This window comes from Ralstonia sp. TCR112 (genome assembly GCF_007997035.1).
Classification (GTDB): domain Bacteria; phylum Pseudomonadota; class Gammaproteobacteria; order Burkholderiales; family Burkholderiaceae; genus Ralstonia; species Ralstonia edaphi.
In genome coordinates, this window is the sequence record NZ_VOSS01000006.1 from 25,963 (window position 1) to 42,646 (window position 16,684).

The 16,684-nt window shown below is 65.6% G+C and carries 10 protein-coding genes and 3 pseudogenes; 6 read left to right on the forward strand and 7 right to left on the reverse strand.

Annotated features, from left to right (window positions below; all coding sequences use genetic code 11):
* Positions 1 to 150: 150 nt before the first annotated feature.
* Positions 151 to 582 carry a hypothetical protein gene (locus tag FUT88_RS02790; protein WP_147213719.1) on the forward strand — a complete coding sequence of 144 codons (432 nt, stop codon included), beginning with the start codon at positions 151 to 153 and terminating at the stop codon, positions 580 to 582.
* Between the two features lie 138 nt (positions 583 to 720).
* Positions 721 to 3,388 (forward strand): annotated as a pseudogene (locus tag FUT88_RS27060) (EAL domain-containing protein).
* A 68-nt stretch (positions 3,389 to 3,456) separates the two neighbouring features.
* Here the strand turns inward: FUT88_RS27060 and FUT88_RS02800 are convergent.
* The 5 genes and pseudogenes from FUT88_RS02800 to FUT88_RS02820 all read right to left on the reverse strand — a co-directional run bounded on the left by FUT88_RS02800 (position 3,457) and on the right by FUT88_RS02820 (position 8,559).
* Entirely contained in the window at positions 3,457 to 3,660 is a 204-nt protein-coding gene (locus tag FUT88_RS02800; RefSeq protein ID WP_009277078.1) for a hypothetical protein, read from the reverse strand.
* Between the two features lie 1,002 nt (positions 3,661 to 4,662).
* Positions 4,663 to 5,259, reverse strand: a complete 597-nt coding sequence (locus FUT88_RS02805; protein WP_147213720.1) for an NTP transferase domain-containing protein — start codon at positions 5,257 to 5,259, stop codon at positions 4,663 to 4,665.
* Positions 5,259 to 5,693 (reverse strand): organic hydroperoxide resistance protein, encoded by a 435-nt coding sequence (locus FUT88_RS02810; protein ID WP_027679850.1) that lies wholly within the window; start codon positions 5,691 to 5,693, stop codon positions 5,259 to 5,261. Before FUT88_RS02810 ends, FUT88_RS02805 begins: the two co-directional genes overlap by 1 nt.
* 144 nt (positions 5,694 to 5,837) lie before the next feature.
* Positions 5,838 to 8,080: pseudogene (locus tag FUT88_RS02815) on the reverse strand (molybdopterin cofactor-binding domain-containing protein).
* A 20-nt stretch (positions 8,081 to 8,100) separates the two neighbouring features.
* The gene (locus FUT88_RS02820) at positions 8,101 to 8,559 is read right to left on the reverse strand and encodes a (2Fe-2S)-binding protein (RefSeq protein WP_147213721.1); all 459 of its coding nucleotides are present in this window, start codon (positions 8,557 to 8,559) and stop codon (positions 8,101 to 8,103) included.
* Positions 8,560 to 9,187: 628 nt separating this feature from the next.
* Here FUT88_RS02820 and leuA point away from each other — a divergent pair.
* The 4 genes from leuA (at position 9,188) to FUT88_RS02840 (ending at position 13,626) form a co-directional block, all read left to right on the forward strand.
* Positions 9,188 to 10,900 (forward strand): 2-isopropylmalate synthase, encoded by a 1,713-nt coding sequence (leuA, locus tag FUT88_RS02825; protein ID WP_147213722.1) that lies wholly within the window; start codon positions 9,188 to 9,190, stop codon positions 10,898 to 10,900.
* 127 nt (positions 10,901 to 11,027) lie between these two features.
* Positions 11,028 to 11,414, forward strand: a complete 387-nt coding sequence (locus FUT88_RS02830; protein WP_092971030.1) for a four-helix bundle copper-binding protein — start codon at positions 11,028 to 11,030, stop codon at positions 11,412 to 11,414.
* 16 nt (positions 11,415 to 11,430) lie between these two features.
* Entirely contained in the window at positions 11,431 to 11,907 is a 477-nt protein-coding gene (cadR, locus tag FUT88_RS02835) for a Cd(II)/Pb(II)-responsive transcriptional regulator (protein ID WP_147213723.1), read from the forward strand.
* Between the two features lie 87 nt (positions 11,908 to 11,994).
* Positions 11,995 to 13,626: a DUF4139 domain-containing protein gene (locus FUT88_RS02840; RefSeq protein WP_261796917.1), complete on the forward strand. Its 1,632-nt coding sequence runs from the start codon at positions 11,995 to 11,997 to the stop codon at positions 13,624 to 13,626.
* Between the two features lie 30 nt (positions 13,627 to 13,656).
* On the opposite strand, the pseudogene FUT88_RS02845 reads toward FUT88_RS02840, so the two are convergent.
* Positions 13,657 to 15,913 (reverse strand): annotated as a pseudogene (locus tag FUT88_RS02845) (heavy metal translocating P-type ATPase).
* A 55-nt stretch (positions 15,914 to 15,968) separates the two neighbouring features.
* Positions 15,969 to 16,517 (reverse strand): RBBP9/YdeN family alpha/beta hydrolase, encoded by a 549-nt coding sequence (locus FUT88_RS02850; protein ID WP_147213724.1) that lies wholly within the window; start codon positions 16,515 to 16,517, stop codon positions 15,969 to 15,971.
* Positions 16,518 to 16,684 lie beyond the last annotated feature (167 nt).

Genomic DNA, 16,684 nt, shown 5'->3' on the forward strand with positions numbered 1-16,684 from the left:
GCCACCACCATAGCAAGCGCCGCCGGGTCCCGCAATTCCGGTTTTTGCCGCAAGCGGCAATCTGCAGCATCGCAGCAGTACAGCAACGCAACATCAATTCATACATAAGCCGCCGGCCCGGCATGCCACTGCACCGCGATGGCATCTGCCATGGCCAGCCCATTTGGTGCGGCGGTAAAACGATTCAAAGCGCCACCCGCCTGGTTGCAGTTGGATGAGACAACGATGAATTCGCCCTTGCCGCGTCGCTTTTACTATCTGCTTTTGGTCTTTGGTGTACTGGTTGGCATCTTGTTTGTCGCCGCGACCTTTTTCTTTCCCGAACGCTCGGTCGAGCGGATCAGTGCGTATTTCATCCTGACAATGGGAACATGCGTTTTGATGTGTGCAATCGGGTTGGCACTGACGCATCGCTGGATCGATCAGCATTTCGCCGTGCAGGAAAGTGAGAATGGTGCGGATGCTCAAATGGAACCTGCGCGCGCGTCCGAGCCTCCGCAAACCGTGAAATCCGCAACCGATCCCGGCAACAATGGAACCGACAAAACCGATTCCCGATGTGTTGTATCGGCCACAAACTAGGCTTTGCGCCGCGCACGACTTTTGCGCATCATGAAGAGCATTGCCCCCGACCTCCGGTAGCCGGCGTTCTCGCGGCCAGCGTGGCGTGAAGTCGATGCTGAGTGAGATGTCGGGCAAGACCTCAGGTTGGAGCGTGGGATGCCAGACGAAATTTCCTACCCGCTGTCGGCGCAAAGCCTTCCGGTTCCGCTCTATGTGGTCCTCGAAGGCCGCATCGTCTTTGCCAATGCGGCCGGCGTTTGCATGGTGCGGGCACTTTCGTCCGACCAACTGCTCGGCGAGCCCTTCTCGCGCTTCTTCCAGGACGTTCCCGCATGGCTGGAGACCCGTCCCGGGGAAGACGCCGATGCAACGCAATCCGAGGGTCAGCCCGTTCCGGCGGCACAACTCATCTCCGCCCTTTCCGCTGGCGATTCCAACGAGGTGGTCAGCGTCCGGTTGACAGTCACGCCGACCCGCTTTGATGGGCTGCCGGCGCAGCAGGTGGTCGTGCACGGATTGCCGCTGCCGCTCGATGCGCAATTGCCCGGCAAGGCCGGCGAACGCGTGCTGAGCGCCGAAGCGATTGGCGCAGCGCTGCCGCACGAGCATCTCGATCATCTGCTTTCCACGCTGCCGTCCGCCGCCTCGCTCGGCGAGCGGCTGCATGCTGCGCTGCGGGCGCTGGAAGCAGCCTTGCCTTCGACGCTGTGCGTGGTGGTGCGGGTTGTCTCCGGGCGGGCGAGGCTCTATGGCACGCAGCGCGCCAGGGCGAAGCTGGCATTGCGCGACGACCATGCGACGCACTTGCCTACGGGAACACATGGTGAGTTCGATATCGAACTCGCACGCATCGCGCCGCTGCTCGACGAGCTGGCACCCATCGAACTGGTGCGCGAGGCCAATGCGCCAGCGCCTTTGCGCGAAGCAATCGTCCGCGTGCTGGATACCGCGCAGCCGACATGGCTGTGCCGCATCCCGGCCCAGCATGGCGGCATGGCCGTCGCCGACGATCTGCTGTGCCTCTTCTTCCCCACTGCCACCCCGCCTGACGACGCAGCGTTGCGCGCGGAGTGCGGCCGCTACATCGCCGCGCTGGTCAAGCTGCTGCGCCTGGAGAACGAATATCGCCAGACCCGCGAGTTGCGCGATCAGTATCGGCTGGTCGTCAACCATCTGAGCGAGGGCGTGCTGACGCTGTCCACCGATGGCCGTGTGCTGTCGTACAACCGCAGCGCGGCCGAGATCCTGCGCATGTCGGGCGCGTCATGGAAAGGCCGCCCGCGTGTGGCGCTGAACGACATGATGTTGGGCGAAGACGGCGCCATCCTGCCGCGCGCGGCATGGCCCTCGACGCTGGCGGCGCGCACGGGCCGCGCCATCAGCAACGTCGTCGTAGGCGTGCCGGCAGGCAACGGGCAGATCGTGTGGCTGCGCGAATCGGTGCTGCCGATGTTTTCGCCGGACAGCGCGTCGCCGCACGCGGTGCTGGTCATCTTTACCGACATCACGGCAGAGCGTTCCGCCTACGAGCAACTGCGCCTGCTAGAGACCAAGGATTCGCTCACCGGCCTGCCCAATCGCGCGGCGTTCATCGAGCGGCTCGATGCGCGGCTTTCGCTGCCTTCAACGGGGGAATCGGCCCTCTTGTATATCGGGCTGGACCACTTCAAGACCGTGAACGAGGCGATGGGGCACCACATGGGGAACCAGGTGCTGAACATGGCGGCGCAACGCATCCGCGCCCAGGCGGGCCAGCGCGCGCTGCTGGCGCCTGGGCGGCGACCAGTTCTGCGTGGCCATCGACGACCCGAACACCGCCGACGGACTCGCGCAACAGGTGCTCGACGCGCTGGCCCGCCCCTTTACGGGCGGCGAACGCGAGGTACATCTGTCAGCCAGCATCGGCGTGGCAGCCTACCCGGAAGACGGGGGCGATGCGGCCACGCTCGTCAGTCATGCAGAAGCCGCCATGTACCGCGCCAAGGAAAACGGCCGGAACCGCATCACCCGGTATTCCCGCGCGCTCGAAACGCAGATGCTGCGCCGCTTCACACTCAACGAGCGCATGCGGCGCGCGCTCGGGCGCGGCCAGGTGCGGCTGGTGTATCAGCCGAAGTACGCACTGGACTCAGGCGAACTGGTGGCCGTTGAAGCCCTGATGCGGTGGTCCGACCCCGAGCTTGGCGCGGTGTCGCCCACCGAGTTCATCGACGTGGCGGAGGAGTCGGGCTACATCCTTGAACTCGGCCGCTGGGCGCTTATGCAGGCCTGCACGCAGGGCGAGGCATGGGCGCGCAAGTTCGGCTTCACCGGCCGCATGGCGGTGAACGTGTCGGCGCGGCAATGCGATGCGGGCGTGATCGAGCGCGACGTCGACGAGGCGCTCAAGGCGTCCGGCATGACGCCGAGCCGGCTGGAGCTGGAGTTGACGGAAAGCGTGCTGCTGGCCGACCGGCAATCGACACAGCGTCTGCTGATGAGCCTGGCCGCGCGGGGCGTGCGCATCTCGCTCGATGATTTCGGCATCGGCTTTTCATCGCTGTCGTATCTGCGCAGCTTGCCGATCCACAACATCAAGATCGATCGTTCGTTCATCAGCGGCGTGCCTGGGGTGCCCGACTGCGTGGCGCTCACCAAGACGATCATCGCAATGGCCCGCGCGTTGAACATGACCGTCACAGCCGAAGGTGTCGAGACCCCCGAGCAATCGGCCTTTTTGTCTGCGCATGCTTGCGACGAAGTGCAAGGCTTCCTGTTTGGGCGACCGCTGGAAGTGTCGGCACTGGAAGACTTGCTGCGCACCCGAAGCCGCGCACAGGCATAAAAAAACGGACCCGAAGATTTGACCTCGGGTCCGTTGTTCTCGGGGTCGACCCGCAGGCCGACCGAATATCAACGCGTCGATACGTTGCCGACCAGGCCGCCCAATGCGGCACCGCCCAGCGTGGCGCCCGGGCCGCCAATCAAAGCAGCGCCGGCCAACCCTCCCACACCCGCCCCAATGGCGGTATTGCGTTGACGTGCCGTCATGTCGGCACAGCCGGTTGCCGTCAGCAGCGTGGCACCGGCCAGCAGAATCGTCAGTACCCGAACCATGTTCTTCTCCTTGAATGCGTCGGTCGCGATCAAGCCATCGCGTATCGAAAGTCTGGCGAAGGGGCCCGCGACTTGCTGTTTCAAGTTGTAATCAATCGTTGCAATGTGCAGGGGCCCCTCACCCGCGAGCCCTTGCCACATTCCCGAGCAACGCCGATCAAAAGCCGTCGCCACGCGGCTCGGATGGTGTTTCCCACAGACTTATCCACATGTTCTGTGCATAACCTGCGTCATCGGCGCAGACCCAAGTCACAAAAGGGCTTGACGGGTTTCGACAAACGTGCAGATCACGTAAAACGTGTGCGCGCGGCCCGAGTTATCCACATCGATGAAGGCTGTTACATCGTGCAACAAACCCTTTTCCGTCAACCGCTTGCGGGGGATTCTGCAAGCGGTGTGCGCGCTGCTGTGGACAAGTTGTGCCGGGGAAGCGCGGGGATTGTTGGCCAACCATCGCCGAAGCCGACGCCCACAGGCGAGCATCGGGCCTAAAACGCCCGCACATGGACGTTTGACGCTCGACCATGCGCTGCCGATGGTCGGCGTCCACCCTCAGCGGGCGGAATACGAGCCTCAAACAGTCGCCTTCGGCTATCAGACCTCGAAATTTTCGACCTCCGACAACCGGCTTCGAGCCTCGGACGGTCGCGCTTCAGCCTCAACGGGTGAACGTTGAGTCTTTGACGGCGACGCTCGGCCCTTAAAGCTCCGATGGGTCGGATGTTTTTGGGCGAGCTCGGGCCTCTGAGGGCCGTACGCCACTGTTTGACGGTGACGTGCGGGTGTCGGACGGTCGAAATCGAATGTTTGAGGTCGGGGCACCGACCCAACACTGCGGCGCTCAGCAAACTGCAGGCAACCTGCGAGACGCGCAGCACCAAATCTGCGTGCCTGAGCGTCGATCGCCGCATGCGTCGGGCCGACATGCGCCGTGCGTGCTCACGCTTTCGAGCATGTCTGGCGGACCAGCACGGCGCTTCGTTTGGAAACAACCCAGTGAGATCACCAGGCCAGATCGGCCGGCGTGTCGACATCGCGCAGGATGCCGGCGTCTTCGGTGTCGATGCGGGTGAGCTTGGCGGGATCGATCAGCCGCCGCGCGCCCTCGTCGCCGTCGAGCGAAGTCAGCCCCGCGAAAAAATCGGCGCCGAAGCCGATGGGATGGCCCCGCTGCCCGGCATGAAAGGGCGCAACGCAACGGTGCGGGTCCACTGCGTTGGCGATTTGGCTGATGGTGTCAGAGGCAATCCACGGCATGTCGGCCAGGGCGATGATCCACCCGCCGGCTTGCGGGCGCGCGGCCACGCCGCCAGCCAGGCTGGCGCCCATGCCGCGTGCGGCGTCGGGGCAGCGCAAGACTTCGCAACCGGCCTCGGCCAACAGCGCGGCCAGTTGATCGACCTGCGCACCATGCGTGGCAGCGGCGGGCACCACTGCCACCACGTCGCCCAGTGCCTGCTTCAGGTGCCGCGCGGCCTGCACCGCCACGGGCGTTCCATCGGGCAGCGGGGCGAGCAGCTTGTTGGCCACGCCCGCCGCATCAAACCGGCTGCCACGGCCCGCGGCCAGCAACACGCCAACAACAGGCCGCTGCCGCATCAGACCACCTCGGTCTTGAGGGTGACTTCCACGTTGTTGCGCGTGGCGTTCGAATACGGGCACACCTGATGCGCCTGCGCCACCAGCTTCTCCGCATCGGCTTGCGACAGCCCGCTGATCCGCGCCGTCAGCCCCACCTTCAGGCCGAAACCGCCTTCATCGCGCGTGCCGATCCCCACATCGCAGTGGATCTCGATGTTGCTGGGATTGAGCTTGAGCATGCTCTTGGCGACAAAGTCGCACGCCGAGCCGAAGCACGCGGCATAGCCGGCGGCGAACAGGTCTTCGGGCGTGGTGGTGTTGGGCTTGCCGGGCCCGCCCATGGCCTTCGGCACTGACAAGTCGTGCGAGACCTGGCCGTCTTCGGTCTGGGTGTGGCCGTTGCGGCCGCCTGTGGCCTTGGCGTGGGCGGTGTACAGGATATTCAATGCCATGACATGCTCCTCCGGGGGGTAAACAACGCACTCGCGGACGCAAGAATCGGTCCGCAAAACGGGACGGTGACGACGCTCCACGAACAAGAAAGCCGGCACACATCACTGCATGCCGGCTTCAATTTCATCACGCGATGATGACAACTACACCGTGTCGAACGGCAGCTTGCGCTGACGCTTGCCGGTCAGGGCGAACAACGCGTTGGCCACCGCCGGTGCAATCGGCGGCGTGCCGGGTTCGCCCAGGCCGGTCGGGTTGTCTTCCGACGGCACGAAGAACACGTTGACCGGCGGCGCGTCCGGCATGCGCACGGGCGGGAAGTCGGTGAAGTTGCTGTTCTTGGTGGCGCCGTTTTCGATGTCGATGGCAAAGCCCGGCTGGATCATCGCCAGGCCAAACACGCAGGCACCCTGGATCTGCGCTTCCGCGCCCATCGGGTTGACCACGCGGTTGGCATGCACGCCTGCGGTGACACGATGCACGCGCGGCTTGCCCTGGTCGACCGACACCTCCACCACATACGCCACCACCGACTCGAACGACGCATGCACCGCCACGCCCCAGGCCTGGCCCTTGGGCAGCTTGCGCTTGCCGTAGCCGGACTTGTCGACAGCCAGCTGCAGCGCCGCGCGATGGCGTTCATGCTCCTTGCCGGTAAAGCGCGCGAGACGGAAAGCGACCGGGTCTTGCTTGGCCGCATGCGCCACCTCGTCGACCATCGTTTCCATCACGTAGGCCGTATGCGTGTGGCCCACGGAACGCCACCACAGCACCGGCACGTTCACGTCCGGATGGTGCACCGTCAGCTGCATCGGGAAGCCGTAGTCGTTTTCGATCACGCCCTCGACCATGGTCTCGTCCACCCCGTTCTTGACCATGAAGGCTTCGAACGGCGTGCCCTTGAGAATCGACTGACCGACGATCACGTGGTCCCAGCCGACGACCTTGCCGCTGTTGTCCACGCCCACATTGACGCGGTGCAGATGCATCGGGCGGTAATAGCCGCCGCGGATGTCGTCTTCGCGGCTCCAGATCACCTTGACGGGGCCGTTGTGTCCGGCGGCCGCATAGGCCTTCGCCACGTTGGCGGCTTCCACCACGTAGTCCGACGTGGTGATCGCGCGCCGGCCAAAGCCACCGCCCGCCATCATCGTGTTCAGCTCGATCTTCTCGGGCGATACGCCGAGCACCTTGGCAATCGCGCCCTGATCGATGGTCTGGAACTGCGAGCCCACCCACACCTTCGCGCCCGTGGTCTTGCCGCCGTCTTTCTGCAGATCGATCGTGCAGTTCAGCGGCTCCATTGGCGCGTGCGCGAGATACGGAAATTCGTAGTCCGCCTGGATGCGCGTTGCGGCGGATTGGATGGCGCTCATGTCCGCAGCCTTGGCCACGGTGCCGGGCTGGCCGGCGAGCTTCTTGTACTCCGCCATCAACGCCGGCGTGGACACCGTCGAGCCGGCGTCTTCCCACGTGACCTGCAACGCGTCGCGGCCCTGCTTGGCCGGCCAGTATCCGTCGGCGATGACGGCGACACCCGTGCCGCCCCGGTCGGTCGGGATCTGCAGCACATCGACCACGCCCTTCACCGCCTTGGCCGCTGCTGCGTCGTACTTGGCCACCTTGCCGCCAAAGCGCGGCGGGCGGGCCAGCACGGCCACCTTCATGTTAGGCAGGCGCGTGTCCAGGCCAAACTTGAGCGAGCTGTCGAGCTTTGCGCGCGCATCGAGGCGCGGCGTCGGCTTGCCGACAATGCGGAACTGCGACGGGTTCTTCAGCGTGACCTGCGCCGGCACCGGCAGCGCCATCGCGGCCTGAGCAAGCTCGCCATACGTAGCACGGTGGCTGCCCGACGTAACCACGCCATTGGCTGTGCGGCATGTCGACGGATCGACCTTCCAGCGCTCGGCCGCGGCCGAGATCAGCATGGCACGCGCCCGGCCGCCCAGCTCGCGGTATTGTTGGAACGAGTGGTTCAGCGCCGTCGAGCCGCCCGTCATCTGGATGCCGAAGCCCGGGTCCTTGTACGGATCGCCCGCGGCGCCAACATGCCGCGCACGTTGCGCCAATCCACGTCGAGTTCTTCAGCCAGCGCCATCGGCAATGCCGTGTGTACGCCCTGACCGAACTCGAGCCGGTTCACCGCCACGGTGACGGTGTTGTCCGGCGCAATGATGATGAATGCCTGCGGCGGCGATGGCGGCTTGGCCTTCGCGTCCTGCGCGCCCGCCAACACCGGGGCCACGCCAAGCGCCAGCCCGCCGCCGGCCAGCGTCGTCAGCTTCAGAAAGCTACGTCGATCAAACGTGGCCGGCCCAGCCTCCGCAGACACCGGTTGATGTTGCGCGCCGCCACCGGCCAGCGCTTCAAGATTTCGAATACGCATCGTGAATTCTCCGGTGGGGCTCAGGCCAGCGATTTCGCTGCGTCGTGAATGGCCGCGCGAATGCGTTGGTACGTCGCGCAACGGCACAGGTTGCCGGCCATCGCGCTGTCGATATCGGCGTCGGTCGGCTTCTTCTTGGTGCGCAGCAAACCCACCGCGCTCATCATCTGGCCGCTCTGGCAGTAGCCGCATTGCGCCACGTCGTGCTTGACCCAGGCGTCGAGCACGGCCTTGCCGACCTTGTCATCGGCGATGTGTTCGGACGTGGTGATCTGCTGGCCGGCCACCGCAGAGATCGGCAGCACACAGCTGCGCGTGGGCTGGCCGTTCAGGTGCACCGTGCAGGCGCCGCACGATGCGACGCCGCAACCGAATTTCGTGCCGGTCAGACCGAGGTTGTCGCGCAGCGCCCAGAGCAGCGGCGTGGCCGGATCAGCATCGACTTCCACCGGTTTGCCGTTGATGTTCAACGTGACCATTGGGGGATTCTCCTTGTGGGGCGTGAGGGAGTCTTGCCGTTATAGACCCTTTGATATAGCGGCCTGGCGGCATGGACGGGGTGTATTAAAGCAGGTTCGGATGGGTTCTGCTGGCGCCCACGTCACACGGTTTCCTGCGGGCAGCACACGTTTTCGTGGGCTCTGAATCTCGTGTTTCATCTGCCCCAAAAAAACCGCCCGGAATCAGCCAGTCAGCTTGACAACACCCCGCCGTCACCATCACTATCGCCAAATGCATTCTCAGCAGACCACCCTCCGTACCGCTCCTGCCCGCACCCTCTCGTGCGTGCGCGGTCTGCTATCCGCTTCTCTACTACGCGTGTAAGCGCGTAGACCTCTCTTTCCCCCTCGTTCCGGTGTTTGACCGGTCCGTGCCCTGAGCGGCGACGGGCCTTGTGTGTGGCGCAGTCCGTGCGCCGAATCGTTGGAGCTTTCTCATGCCCGCCTCGATCCCGCTTTCGCTACGACTACCGACCGGTTGCCAGACCACGCGCCCGTGGCTGTCTGGCCGCCACCTCCCGACCCCGATTCCGGCCACCCCGGACGCCGCCCGCGCGGCCGTCCCCGCTGTACGAAACCGATCTCGATCTCACAGGACGCACTCACCATGTTGAAGAACCCCGCCACCAAGTACCGCCCCTTCCCCGCCATCGCCCTCGCCGATCGCACCTGGCCCAACAAGACGATCACCCGTGCCCCGATCTGGATGAGCACGGACCTGCGCGACGGCAACCAGGCGCTGTTCGAGCCCATGAACGCCGAGCGCAAGATGCGCATGTTCAAGATGCTCGTGCAGATCGGCTTCAAGGAAATCGAAGCCGCTTTCCCCGCTGCCTCCCAGACCGATTTTGATTTTGTGCGCGAGCTGATCGAGGGCGGACACATCCCCGACGGCGTGGCCATCGAAGTGCTCACGCAGGCGCGCGAAGACCTGATCCGCCGCACGATGGAATCGCTGCGCGGCGCCAAACGCGCCATCATCCACGTCTACAACGCGACCGCGCCGGTGTTCCGCCGCACTGTGTTCAACACCGACCGCGAAGGCGTCAAGCGCATTGCCGTGCAGAGCGCCAAGCTGATCCGCGAGATTGCGCAGACGATGCCCGAGACGCAGTGGACGTATCAGTACAGCCCCGAAGTCTTCAGCGGCACTGAGTTGGACTTTGCGCTGGAGGTCTGCAACGCCGTGACCGAAGTCTGGGAGCCCACGCCCGAGCACAAGATCATCTTCAACCTGCCTGCCACGGTGGAGATGGCCACGCCAAACATCTACGCCGACCAGATCGAATGGATGCATCGCAACCTGGCGCGCCGCGATTCGATCATCCTCTCCGTGCATCCGCACAATGACCGCGGCACTGCCGTGGCAGCGGCTGAACTGGCCGTGATGGCCGGCGCCGATCGCGTGGAAGGCTGCCTGTTCGGCAATGGCGAGCGCACCGGCAACGTGGATCTCGTCACGCTTGCGTTGAACCTGTATTCGCAGGGCGTGGATCCAGAGCTCGATTTCTCGCACATCAATGACGTGGCACGGACCTGTGAAGACTGCACGCAACTGCCCGTGCATCCGCGCCATCCGTACGTGGGCGACCTGGTGTTCACGGCGTTCTCGGGCTCGCACCAGGATGCGATCAAGAAGGGCTTTGCCGTGCAGAAGCCCGATGCGCTGTGGGAAATGCCCTACCTGCCGATCGACCCCGCCGACGTGGGCCGCACGTATGACTCGATCATTCGCGTGAACAGCCAGTCGGGCAAAGGCGGCATCGCCTATCTGCTGGAATCCGGCTATGGCGTGGCCATGCCGCGCCGCCTGCAGGTGGAGTTCAGCAGCACCGTGCAGCAACTGACCGACGAGAGCGGCCGCGAAGCGACGGGCGCCGACATCTGGGCGCTCTTCCAGCAGACCTATCTGCGCGGCGATGGCGCGATCGGCTACGTATCGCACCGCCTGACCGAGCGCGATGATGGCAGCCAGCACATCCGCCTGGTGGTCAACATTGCAGACCGCGAGCACATCTGCGAAGGCACCGGCAACGGGCCGCTCGATGCGCTGGTGCATGCGCTGTCGCACGTGCTGGCAGCGCCCGTGTCGATCCATCACTACGAAGAGCGTGCGTTGGGCCAGGGCGCCAATGCCGATGCCATCGCGTTTGCCGAAATGGCCGCGCCCGGCGTGGCGGGCAGCGTGTTCGGCGTGGGCGTGGATGCCAACCTGACAACGGCGTCGATCCGCGCCGTGGTGGGCGGCGTCAATCGCCTCATCGCACGCGCCGGCAACGGCATGCTGCGCAGCGGCAAGAGCGAGGCACAAGCGGTGTAAAGCACAAGTCGGGCTCACGCAGTGGAGCGCGAGTTGCTAAATTGGAGAGATGACGCTCGGGCCACGCCCGGGCGCATCCCTTCCCAAGCGCGCGCGCGTGCACATCCACTGCCACAGGAGAACCGACATGACCACTCGTCCGACCGCGAAAGAGAATGCCAAGCGTTTTGCCAGTGTGATCCAGGCGCTGCAGGCATGCGAGGCCGCTTGCACTCACTGCGCGACGGAATCCGGCAAGAACGGCCACGCCGAAGCCATGGCGCGCTGCATCGGCGTGTGCACGGACTGCGCGGAATACTGCGCCCTGACGCGCAAATTCCTCGAGCGCAACAGCGAATTTGCAGAACTGCTCCTGGAAGACTGCGCCGAGATCTGCTCCCAGTGTGCCGAAGAATGCGATCATCACGGCCAAGGCCATTGCAGCGCCTGTGCAACGGCCTGCCGCGCCTGCTTGGACGCCTGCCTGAAAGTCGCCGGCGTCGAAGCCGTCACCGCCGAGCCGACTGTCTTCTGACTCTTTTTCAACGCGTATGAAAATTGGCGAACTCGCCCAGCGCACGGGCATCAGCATCGAGACCATCCGCTTCTATGAAGCGCAGGGCCTGCTGCCCCCAGCTGCGCGCGCCGCCAACAACTACCGCGTCTACACGCCTGAGCATGTCGAGCAGTTGGCCTTCATTGCGAAGTGCCGGTCGCTCGACATGGCGCACACTGAAATCCGCCGGCTGCTTGAACTGCAGGCCAATCCGCAGGCCTCCTGCGAAGAAATCAACAACCTGCTGGACGAGCACCTGCGCCACGTTGAAGCGCGCATCGCCGAGCTGACCGATCTCAAAGGCCAGATCGAGGCGATCGGGCAACGCTGCACGACGGCCGCGTCCGTGGCCGAATGCGGCGTGCTGCAATCGCTGCACGAGGAACCCGTCGCCGCCACGCATCAGGGCCACAGCCACGATCATGGCGAAGGCGAACACGCGCACCGGCATATTCGCGGCGTGCATCGCTGAACGGTCTTTTCCCTGCGGGGCACGTCACTTTGACGTGCGCTTTGACGTGCGATACTCGCCGCATTTCACGACACGTGGGTGGGGCGGATGAAGACGAAACCGGCTGCAGCAGCACGATTCCAGCATCGACAACGCATGGCATGCGCAGCGCTTGGCGCCATCGCGTCTGCCGCGGCTGTCATGGCGCAGGCAGCGACGCCTTCGCGCATCACCGATGTCACGTTGTATCCGGATAGCGCCACCGTCGTGCGCACGGCCACGGTCGCGCCGGGCGCCCGCAGCGTAGAGCTGGCCTGCCTCCCAATGACGTTCGATGCAGACAGCCTCCGCGTGGAAGGCGACAGCAGCATCCGCGTGGGCGATGTGCGCGTGGAAAGCGTTCCCAGCGAGGGCAGCGGCTGCGCCAGAACGGCACTGGACACACAAATCCGCGCACTGGAAGACCAGCGCGCCGCGCTTGGCGTGCAGATCCAGGCGAATGCGCTGTCGGCCAGCTACCTGAAGGCCGTGAGTGAACGCACGGGCGGCGATGGCCGCGCGCCAGCCACCGATTTTTCAACGCTGGGCCGCGCCACCGATGCGCTGGCCCGCAACGCACAAGACGTCTTTACCCGCCAGGAACAACTGAAGAAGCGCGACGCTGAATTGAAGGCGCAGCTCGACGCGCTGCAACGCACGCACGGCTCGGCGTCCAGCACGCTGCGCACCGTGCGCATTGCCGTGGCGGCACCGCGCGGCGGTGAATTGCGCGTCAGCTATCAGACATCGCGTGCGGGCTGGCGGCCGGCGTATCAGGCGAGCGTGGATTCGGTGCGTTCGAACGTCGTGCTCGAACGGCAAGCCACGCTTGCGCAATCCACCGGCGAGGACTGGCGCGGCGTGCATCTGCACCTGTCGACCGGCCAGCCGCGCAACACGCCACGCGGGCCGGAACCATATGCGTGGCAACTGGATATTCAACCGCCGCCGCAGGCCATGCCCTACCCCGCCGCACCCGCAGCGGCGATGGCGCCAGCGCCCAAGGCTAGATTCGGCCGGAACAATGAGCAACGTGAGGCCGATGGCGAACCGCTTTTTGAAGTGAACGCCGTCCAGACCGCGTTTGCCACGGAGTTCGACGTGCAAGGCGCGACCGAACTGCCCTCCGAAGCGCAGAAGGTCACCCTCACGTTGGCGAGCGAAACGCTGCCCGCAAAGCTTGCCGCGCGGAGCACGCCGCGTATGGACGCCACCGCCTACCTGGTCGCTACGGTAGACCGCCCGCAAGGCATCTGGCCCGCCGGCAACATGCAGTTGCGCCGCGATGGCGCGGTGGTTGGCAGCACACAGTGGAATCCGGCCGGCGAAGACCAGAAGGTCACGCTGCCCTTTGGCCGCGACGACCTCGTGACCGTGGTGGTGGAAACGCCGAAGACCTTCCAGCGCAGCGTGGGCCTGCTGGACAACCGCAACGAGCGCCAGTTGGCGGCGCTCTACACGGTGCGCAACCGCCACCGCGACGCCATCGACGTGCAGATTTTGGAGGCCACGCCGGTCAGCCAGTCCGACGATATCAAGGTGCGCTCGACCTTCACGCCGGAACCCGCCAAGCGCAACTGGGAACGCCGCGCCGGCGTGATCGCGTGGGAGCAGACGATCCCGGCTGGCGAGAGCGCGCGCTTCTCGGCTGACTACCTCATCACCTATCCGAAAGACGCGCGCATCACCGGCCTGCGCTGATCGCGTCGTTCCCGCACGCGCGCCGACAGATCAGGCGCGCGTGCGCATCACCCGCAGCCCGTTGAACACCACCAGCAGGCTCGCGCCCACATCGGCAAAGATGGCCATCCACAGCGTTGCGTCGCCCATCACGGCCAAGGCCAGGAATACCGCCTTGATGCCCAGCGCCAGCACGATGTTCTGACGCAGCACGGCCACCGTGCGACGGCTGATGCGGATGAAGCTGGCGAGCTTGCGCGGGTCGTCGTCCATGATGGCCACGTCGGCAGCTTCCAGCGCGGTGGCCGTACCGGCGGCGCCCATGGCGAAACCGATATCGGCGCGGGCCAGCGCCGGGGCGTCGTTGATGCCGTCGCCGACCATGCCGACGAAGCCGTGTTGCGCGGCCAGCTCACCGACCACCCGTTGCTTGTCGGCAGGCAACTGCTCCGCATGCACGGTGTCGATGCCGACCGTCTTGGCGATGGCCTGTGCGGCGCGGCGGTCGTCGCCGGTGAGCATGACGGGCGTTACGTCGAGCGCGCGCAATGCGGCGATGGCCTCGGCGCTTTCGGCGCGCTCGCGGTCGCGCACGCCAAACAGCGCCACGGCACCGTTCGCATCGCTCAGCGTGACGGCAGACATGCCTTCGGCTTGCAGCGACTCGGCAGCGGCACGCCAGGCGGCGGTATCGAAGCCACGCTCGGCGACGAGCGCGGCGTTGCCCAGATGCCAACGCACGCCGCCCAGCGTGCCGGCCACGCCACGGCCCGGCAGCACCGACAGGTCTTCCACCGAATTCGCATCGACTGCCCCATGCGCCGCAGCGGCCTTCACGATGGCCACGGCAATCGGGTGCGTGGTGTTGGCATCGAGCGCTGCGGCAACTGCCAGCGCATGCAACGGCGTCGCGTCGGTCGCGGCGGTCAGATCCGCGACGGCGCGGCGTGTGCCGCCGGGCAACATCACCGCATCCAGCACCGGGCGGCCGGCGGTGAGCGTGCCGGTCTTGTCCAGCGCCAGCGCGCGCAGGCGCCGGCCGCTTTCCAGATACACGCCGCCCTTGACGACGATGCCGCGGCGTGCGGCGGCGGCCAGGCCGCTGACGACCGTAACCGGCGTGGAAATGACCAGCGCGCACGGGCACGCGATCACCAGCAGCACGAGCGCGCGATAGGTCCACGCGAGCCAGCCGTCGGCCGTGACGAGCGGGCCGATGACGGCCACCGCCAACGCCAGCAGCATCATCGCGGGCGTGTAGATGGAAGAGAACTTGTCGACAAAGCGCTGCGTGGGCGCGCGCTGCGACTGCGCTTGCTGGATGGCCCCGGCGATACGCGCGAGCGTGCTGTCCGCAGCCAGCGCCGTGGCTTGCGCCTCGACCATGCCGTCGGTGACGATCGTGCCGGCGAGGATAGAGTCGCCAGCGGTTTTTTCCACCGCGCGCGCCGACGGCAACGCTGTCGACCGCCACATCGCGCCAACCGCCTGCGCCATCGGCCAACTCTGCGGTGTCCGGCGCGATGGCCGTCAGCGCGCGCACAGCATCGCGGGCCCGCACCAGCGCGCGGGCCTCGATGGCTTCTGCCACTGCAAACAGGAAGATCACCATGGCCGCTTCGGCCCACTTGCCGATCAGCAGCGCGCCGATGACGGCCACCGCCATCAGGAAGTTGATGTTGAACGTGAGCGCGCGCACGGCAATCCAGCCCTTGCGCAGCGTCGGGCCGCCGGCCAATGCAATGGAAGCTAACGCCAGCGCCAGCACCGGCCACGCATGATCGCCAAGCGACCAGGCGATGGCCTCGGCACCGAATGCGGTCACGCCACCGATGCCGAGCAGCCACGTGCGGCGCGAGATGCGGGTCGGCTCAGCGGGTGTGGCGGCCAGGCGATCGCGCTGCTCGAGCACCTCGCCGTCCATGCCGATGGCGCGCAACGCTTCCAGGAAGGGCGCCACATCGTCAACGGTGTGGTGGATGGTGAGATGACGCTCGAGCAAATTGAAATCCAGCGCGACGACGCCATCCGCACTGCCCAGCTTGGCGCGGATCATGCGCTCTTCAGTCGGGCAATCCATCTGTTCGATGCGCACGACGGTGCGGCCGGTGGCGGCTGCGCGTGCGGCGGCGTCAACGGGGGCAGCCGCTACCGGCGCGTGGCCGTGACCATGATCGTGGTGGTCATGGGCGTGTTCAGCGACGTCACTGGCGACCGGTTGCGCATGACCGCAGCAACCGCCGCAACCGGAAGTTTCCGGCTTGGCGTGGTCGTGGACAGGCAGGGTGGAGGCGAGATCGGGTTTCATGCCTCCATTCAAAACCCTGAAGAAGCTTCAGGGTCAAGCCCCGCATTCCGGCCACTCAAATGAGGTCTTTCATCCACTTGGCGACGATGGCGCGAGCTTCCGGCCAGTCGCCCAGGCCCGATTCGGCATTGATATGGCCGCGTGCACCCATGTCGACCGGTTCCGCTCCCCACGCTTCGGCTTGGCCGTGGCTCCAGGCAGCGTCGCTGAACGGATCGTCGGTGCTGAAAACGAGCACGGCGGGAAATGGCAGACGCTGCTGCGGAATGGGCCGAAAATCCGCCAGCTCCGGCGGCATGTCGCCACGGTCGAGCTGCGGCGGCGCGACCAGCAAGGCGCCGCGCACACGTACCGCACGGGCGGAAGTGGCCGCCCAATGTGCCGTCAGCACGCAGCCGAGGCTGTGCGCCACCAAGACGACATCGCCCGGCGCAGCGCTCACTTCGGCTTCCAGCGCAGCCACCCAGTCAGCACGCTTCGGGGCAAACCAGTCGCGCTGTTCGACACGGCGGTCCCCGTGTGCGCGCTCCCAGCGCGATTGCCAATGCGCCGGGCCGGAGTTCTGCCAGCCCGGCAGGATGAGGACGGTGGGGGTAGCGCTCACGTTGGCTCCGTCAATGGAAGGTTGGATGGGAATGCAGAACATTCTGCCGCGATTTGGCGGGCGGCGTTGGCGTCACTCATCGACAAGACAGTTCAATCGATCCAAATATTCCGTTTCACAGGCAGATCGCCAGCTTCTAGAGTCGCTTTAAATCCCGCCAACAGGGG

What these genes read in the sequence shown, in the direction of transcription:
- FUT88_RS02790 (WP_147213719.1), top strand. Translation starts at nt 151, where the DNA reads ATGGCCAGCCCATTTGGTGCGGCGGTAAAACGATTCAAAGCGCCACCC.
- FUT88_RS02800 (WP_009277078.1), bottom strand. Translation starts at nt 3,660, where the DNA reads ATGGTTCGGGTACTGACGATTCTGCTGGCCGGTGCCACGCTGCTGACG.
- FUT88_RS02805 (WP_147213720.1), bottom strand. Translation starts at nt 5,259, where the DNA reads ATGCGGCAGCGGCCTGTTGTTGGCGTGTTGCTGGCCGCGGGCCGTGGC.
- FUT88_RS02810 (WP_027679850.1), bottom strand. Translation starts at nt 5,693, where the DNA reads ATGGCATTGAATATCCTGTACACCGCCCACGCCAAGGCCACAGGCGGC.
- FUT88_RS02820 (WP_147213721.1), bottom strand. Translation starts at nt 8,559, where the DNA reads ATGGTCACGTTGAACATCAACGGCAAACCGGTGGAAGTCGATGCTGAT.
- leuA (WP_147213722.1), top strand. Translation starts at nt 9,188, where the DNA reads ATGTTGAAGAACCCCGCCACCAAGTACCGCCCCTTCCCCGCCATCGCC.
- FUT88_RS02830 (WP_092971030.1), top strand. Translation starts at nt 11,028, where the DNA reads ATGACCACTCGTCCGACCGCGAAAGAGAATGCCAAGCGTTTTGCCAGT.
- cadR (WP_147213723.1), top strand. Translation starts at nt 11,431, where the DNA reads ATGAAAATTGGCGAACTCGCCCAGCGCACGGGCATCAGCATCGAGACC.
- FUT88_RS02840 (WP_261796917.1), top strand. Translation starts at nt 11,995, where the DNA reads ATGAAGACGAAACCGGCTGCAGCAGCACGATTCCAGCATCGACAACGC.